Origin of the sequence: Arthrobacter sp. TB 26, assembly GCF_000427315.1 — a bacterium.
Lineage (GTDB): Bacteria > Actinomycetota > Actinomycetes > Actinomycetales > Micrococcaceae > Arthrobacter.
Map to the genome: position 1 here is coordinate 1 of NZ_AUPJ01000331.1, position 6,023 is coordinate 6,023.

The 6,023-nt window shown below is 68.4% G+C and carries 5 protein-coding genes and 1 pseudogene (1 of these 6 running past the window's edge); all 6 read left to right on the forward strand.

What is annotated here, in order from left to right; translation table 11 throughout:
- The first annotated feature begins 299 nt into the window (after positions 1-299).
- Positions 300-833 carry a DUF6993 domain-containing protein gene (locus K789_RS26210; protein WP_024367050.1) on the forward strand — a complete coding sequence of 178 codons (534 nt, stop codon included), beginning with the start codon at positions 300-302 and terminating at the stop codon, positions 831-833.
- An 86-nt stretch (positions 834-919) separates the two neighbouring features.
- A complete protein-coding gene (locus K789_RS0112555) occupies positions 920-1,633 on the forward strand; it encodes a class E sortase (protein ID WP_237739594.1) in 714 nt (237 codons plus the stop codon).
- Between the two features lie 3 nt (positions 1,634-1,636).
- Entirely contained in the window at positions 1,637-1,792 is a 156-nt protein-coding gene (locus K789_RS25675; RefSeq protein WP_024367052.1) for a hypothetical protein, read from the forward strand.
- 3 nt (positions 1,793-1,795) lie between these two features.
- Positions 1,796-2,818, forward strand: a complete 1,023-nt coding sequence (locus K789_RS0112565; RefSeq protein ID WP_024367053.1) for an o-succinylbenzoate synthase — start codon at positions 1,796-1,798, stop codon at positions 2,816-2,818.
- 71 nt (positions 2,819-2,889) lie between these two features.
- Positions 2,890-4,977: a PhoX family protein gene (locus K789_RS0112570; protein WP_024367054.1), complete on the forward strand. Its 2,088-nt coding sequence runs from the start codon at positions 2,890-2,892 to the stop codon at positions 4,975-4,977.
- 170 nt (positions 4,978-5,147) lie between these two features.
- Positions 5,148-6,023: pseudogene (gene argS / locus K789_RS23025) on the forward strand (arginine--tRNA ligase); it runs 898 nt beyond the window's last position.

The following is a 6,023-nucleotide window of genomic DNA, read 5'->3' on the forward strand; positions in this document are numbered from 1 at the left end:
CCGCACGGCGCCGCGGCGGACGTCTGGGAGCTCCGGCACCCAGGGCCGCCGGAGGCTGAGGGGAAACCGACTGCGTGAGCGGGCCTGGCGTGTCATCAGCAAACGGGACATGCCCCACCCTTGCAGCCACCAGAGGACATAGTCCCACCATGTCCACTCCTGGGCGCGCGAACTGGGCATGTCCGCCGCGTTCGCCAAGCCAAGGGAGGGCATGTCCAGCCTCTGGAGCCGAGATGCGTGACAGGCGCGGGTACGTCACGGGCGCGGGTGCTCCACTGCCCATATGGGAGGATGTTCCGGTGACTTCCCCTGCCCCCGGCCCGCTCCGCCGCCCCCGCGGCCGCCGGCACATGGCGTTGGGTGCCCTGGTTCTGCCCGTCGTGATCGGAATGGCAGCGTGTTCCACGCCTGCACCCACAGTTTCCGCCAGCTCAGCCGGGTCAGCCGGCGCCGTGAGCGAGGCTCCTGCCCCGGTTGGGAAAGCATCGGCCGTCCCAACCCAGGAAGTGTCCGGGGCGTCCCCGTCGGGTTCCGCCGCCCCTTCCGCCGTGTCCGGTGCCGTGGCTGCGGCCCTGCAGGCACTCGTTGCGTCGACACCGCAGCCGAGCCGGGAGCAAGTCCGCGAGAGCCTTTCCGCAGCGGGGTTCGCCCCGGCCGCGGTGGAGGTGTCGGCGTCGCGCACCCCTACCGGACTGGCCGCCGACGCCGTCGAGGTCGGAGTGCTGGGCGAGAGTGAATGTGTGATGGCGCAGATCCGGTCCGGAACTGTGGAATCGTCAGTCTTGCCCGTTCTTCCAAACGGGCGATGCTTCGTCGGCAGTATCCAGCGGTAGTCAACAGGAGTGGCATGTCGAAGGTACTGAACCGCCGCACCGAGGTTGCGCAGGAAAACCACCGCACCCGCCGGCGTCGTTCCCTCATGACCGTCCAGGTCGTGGGCGAACTGCTGATCACACTCGGCGTGGTTGCGATTCTGTTTGTCGCCTGGCAATTGTGGTGGACGAACGTCGAAGCGGACGCTGTTCAGGGGGGTGCCGTGAAACAGTTCGTGCAGGAACATCAGGTGCCCATCACGAACGACCCTGCCGCCGCAGCGCCGGCGGACCCTGCGGCCGTGCCGGTCGGCACCGCGCCCGCCCACGGCGAGGCGATCGGGGTGGTCTATGTTCCCCGCTTCGGAGCCACCTACAGCAGGCCGATCATCGAGGGCACCAGCAGTGACGTCATCGACACGCTCGGTCTCGGCCGCTACAAGGACACGTCGATGCCCGGGGCCGTGGGGAACTTCGCGATGGCAGGCCACCGCCAGACGCATGGCGCGGTCCTCGACAACATCCACACGCTGGTGCCCGGGGACAAGATTTACGTCCAGACGGCCGACGGTTTCTATACCTACGTCTTCCGGAACCAGGAGATCGTCCTGCCGGACCGGACGGACGTGCTCCTGCCGGTGCCCACCCAGCCCGGCGCGGTGCCGGACCAACGACTATTGACCATGACGAGCTGCAATCCGCGCTTTGGGTCCGAGGAGCGCATCATCGCCTACTCTGTTTTCGATTCATGGCAGCCCCTCAGCGCCGGGCCTCCGGCAGCCATCGCGAAGCAGCTCGCCGCGCTGCAGGGAAAGGGTTAGCCCATGTATGCCTGGCTTTTTCGGCAACTCCCCGGGCCCCTCTGGCTGAGGATCCTGCTGTCGGCGGCGATCCTGGCGGGTGTGCTTTTGGTGCTGGTCGACGTCGTCTTTCCCTGGCTGGCTGACCTGGCCCATCTGACCGATTCGACGGTCGGCTAGCCGGTGCACATCCCTGACCTGGAGGAACTCCTCGCCGGCGCCCACGTGGTGAGCCTGCCCATGCGGGTGAAGTTCCGCGGCATCCTCCAGCGCGAAGCCCTGCTGCTGAACGGCCCGCTGGGCTGGGGCGAATTCTGCCCCTTCCCGGAGTACGGCGACCCGGAAGCATCCCGCTGGCTCGCCTCCGCCATCGAAGCCGGCTGGCAGGGGTTCCCGGAACCGCTGCGCACGAGCATCCCGGTCAACGCCACCGTCCCCGCCGTCGCCGCGGACCGGGTGCCGGAAATCCTGGCCCGCTTCGGCAGAGTGGACGCCGTCAAGATCAAAGTGGCCGAGCCCGGGCAGACCCTGGACGACGACGCCGCCCGGGTCGACGCCGTCCGGGCGGCGTTTCCTGAGGCCGCGATCCGTGTGGACGCGAACGGCGGCTGGGATGTCCCGGCCGCTGTCGAGGCACTGACCCGGCTGGCCGGCGTCGGGCTGGAATACGCCGAACAACCGGTGCCGGACATCGCCGGCCTCGCCGAGGTCCGCCGCCGGCTGCGGGCCGCCGGGGTCCCGGTGCTGATTGCCGCGGATGAAAGCGTGCGCAAGGAGGACGACCCGCTCAAGGTGGCCCGCGCCGGCGCCGCGGACCTGATCGTCGTGAAAGTGGCACCGCTGGGCGGGGTGCGGCGCGCGCTGGACATCGTGGCGCAGGCCGGACTCCCTGCCGTCGTCAGCTCCGCACTGGACACCTCCGTGGGAATACGTGCCGGGCTGGCGCTCGCCGCCGCGCTGCCCGAACTTCCGTATGCCTGCGGGCTGGGAACCGTGTCCCTCCTCACCGCCGATGTCACCACGGATTCCCTGGTCCCCGACGACGGCGCCATCCGCCTCCGCGAGGTCCACGCCGATCCGGGCCTCCTGGCGGAATATGCTGCCGCCCCGGGGCGCCGCGAGTGGTGGCTGGACCGCCTGCGCCGGGTCCACGCGCTGCTGGCTGCCCGCTGCGCGGAGCCGCACGTTCACCGGAACTTCATCTGAGAGTCGACTTCGCGTAGTCCGGGGCTGGGAGGGTGGGCGGGATCGCCGCTCACTCCTTGGAAGGTCTCTCCATGTCTGTTTCCTCCGGACGCAAGTTTTCCCTGCTCCCCATGCTCGGCCACACCAAAGGCAAGCGCAGCCCCGTCACCTGCGCGCTGAAATGCGACAACGCCTGCTCAGGCGAGGTCTGCAACACCAGTTCGAACAGCTACTTCCGCGACATCGCCTCCGCCACCATGTCCCGCCGCGCCGCCCTCGGCTTCGGTGCCGCCGGTGCCCTCGCCGTCGCGTTCGGCAGTGCCATCATCTCCCCGGAGTCCGCAGTGGCCGACGGCGGTCCCGGCCTGTCCGCGGCGGCCAAGAACGGCTACGGCGCGTCCAAGCTCAAGTTCACGGCCATCGCCCCGGTGGATGCCGCCGTCGACGCCTTCACCGTGCCGGAAGGCTTCACCTGGCAGCCCGTGATCCGCTGGGGCGACCCGATCTTCAACGACGCCCCGGACTTTGACCTCGACAACCAGACCGCGGCCGCCCAGGCGCGCCAGTTCGGCTACAACAACGACTACACGGACATCCTCGAGATCCCGGGCAGCAAGGGCCGCCGCGCGGTGCTCTTCACCAACCACGAATACACCAACGAGACCATCATGTTCCCGGCCGCGATGCCCGCCGCCGACGTCCGGGCCATCGGCGCCGCGGCCCACGGGCTCACCGTCGTCGAGCTGGAGCGCAAGAACAAGAACAAGCCGTGGACCTACGTCAAGGGTGCAGGGCTGAACCGCCGCTACCTGAACACGACGCCGTACGAGCTCACCGGGCCGGTGGCCGGCTCGGCACTGGTCCGCACGAAGGCGGACCCCACCGGCCGCACTATCCTCGGCACACTCGGGAACTGCTCCGGCGGCACCACCCCGTGGGGCACCATCCTCTCCGGCGAGGAGAACTTCAACGGCTACTTCGTCTCGCCCGGCACCTCGGCCGGCGACAAGCGCTACGGGCTCACCAGCAAACCCACGGCCCGCCAGTGGGAACTCGACGATCCCCGCTTCGACACCCGCAACCCCGGCTACGAAAACGAGACCAACCGCTTCGGCTGGATCGTCGAAGTCGACCCCTTCGACCCGACGTCCACTCCGAAGAAGCACTCCGCGATGGGCCGCTTCAAGCACGAAGGCGCCAACGTGATTGTGGCCGAGTCGGGGCACGTTGTGGCCTACATGGGTGATGACGAGCGTTTCGACTACCTCTACAAGTTCGTGTCCGCCGGCACGTACATCGAGGGCGACCGCAAGCACAACATGACCCTGCTCTCCGAGGGCGACCTCTACGTGGCCAAGTTCGCCGGAAACTCCCCGGCCGCCCAGATCACCGGAACCGGTGCGGTCCCGGCAGACGGCGGCTTCGACGGCACGGGTGAATGGCTCCCCCTCGTCGTCGGCGGCGTATCCCAGGTGCCCGGGATGCCGTCTGTCGAAGAGGTGCTGGTGTACACCCGCCTGGCCGCGGACAAGGTGGGTCCCACCAAGATGGACCGCTGCGAGGACGTCCAGCCCAGCCTGCACACCGGCAAGGTCTACGTCGCGTGCACCAACAACTCGGACCGCGGCAAGACCGGCAAGGAAGGCGCCACCGAGGTCAACCCGCGCAACAACAACCGCGACGGCCACATCGTGGAAATCACCGAAACCGGCGACCAGACCGCCACGGCGTTCACCTGGAACCTGCTGATGGTCTGCGGCGATCCCTCCACCGGGGACGTCACCTACTTCTCCGGCTTCCCGGCGGACCAGGTCTCGCCGATCTCGTGCCCGGACAACCTGGCCTTCGACTCGGTCGGAAACCTCTGGATCTCCACGGACGGCGCCCCCTCCGGCATCGGCAAGGCCGACGGGCTGTTCAAGGTCACCCTCGACGGCGCCGAACGTGGCCGCGTGGAGCAGTTCCTCGCCGTCCCGCGCGACGCCGAAACCTGCGGCCCCATCATCCACGACGAGGAACGCACCGTGTTCGTCGCCGTCCAGCACCCGGGCGAGGACGGCAGCTTCGAGGCGCAGCTGTCCTTGTTCCCGGACTACGTCCCGGCCGGTTCGACGCCGGCAGCGGGCCAGGTGCGCGCCCCGCGTCCCTCAGTGGTTCAGGTCTTCCGCACCGACGCCTAAGGTTTTGGAGGCTGCGGAGCCTTCGCCGCCACTACACAGCAACGCGGGGTCAGATCCGGCCCATGTTGGGGCCCGGGACCGGCGATATCTGACCCCGCGTTGCTTCTGGGGGCGGGCATCGGGGGAGGGGCGGAACTGATAATTTGAACAGTGTGAATAATCCGGCCGAAATGGTTGTCCCCAGAGTCCAGGCAGCAATTGCCAGCGCGTTCGGCGAAGAGTACCGCGGGACGGATCCCGTGGTCCGGCCCTCGCAGTTCGCGGACATCCAGATCAACGCCGCCATGGCGCTGGCCAAGAAGGTCGGAATGCCGCCGCGGGACGCCGCCGCCAGGATCGTCGATGCCCTCGACCTGGACGGGATCTGCACCGCCGTCGAGATCTCCGGACCAGGGTTCATCAATCTCACCTTCGACGGGACCTGGATCGAAGAGCTGCTCAACGCCGGATCTCCCGGCGCCCCGGGCGTTCCGGCGGCGGAAGTCCAGCGCGTCGTCGTCGACTATTCCTCCCCGAATGTCGCGAAAGAAATGCACGTCGGCCACCTGCGCACCACGGTGGTGGGGGACAGTCTCGTGAAGGTCTTCGAGGCGCTGGGTGACACCGTGATCCGGCAGAACCACATCGGCGACTGGGGCACCCCGTTCGGCATGCTGATCGAGCACTGGCTGGAGATCGGCGAGGATTCCCCGGAAGCAGCGCTGCTGGTGGACGACCCCAGCGCCTTCTACCAGGCCGCCCGCGCCAAGTTCGACGCGTCCGCCACCGGGGACGACGGCTTCGCCACGCGCGCACGGCTCCGGGTGGTGGCACTGCAGGGCGGCGACGAGGAAACCTTCGCCGTCTGGCAGCGCCTCGTGGCCCAGTCCAAGCGCTACTTCAACGCCATCTACTCGGTGCTGGGCATCAGCCTCACCGATGACCACATCGCGGGCGAAAGCTCCTACGATGCCCATCTGGCACAGCTGTGCCAGGAACTTGAGGACCGCGGCCTTGCCCGGATCAGCGACGGCGCCCTGTGCACCTTCCCGGCCGGCTTCACCGGC

What these genes read in the sequence shown, in the direction of transcription:
- K789_RS0112570 (WP_024367054.1), top strand. Translation starts at nt 2,890, where the DNA reads ATGTCTGTTTCCTCCGGACGCAAGTTTTCCCTGCTCCCCATGCTCGGC.
- K789_RS0112555 (WP_237739594.1), top strand. Translation starts at nt 920, where the DNA reads ATGACCGTCCAGGTCGTGGGCGAACTGCTGATCACACTCGGCGTGGTT.
- K789_RS25675 (WP_024367052.1), top strand. Translation starts at nt 1,637, where the DNA reads ATGTATGCCTGGCTTTTTCGGCAACTCCCCGGGCCCCTCTGGCTGAGG.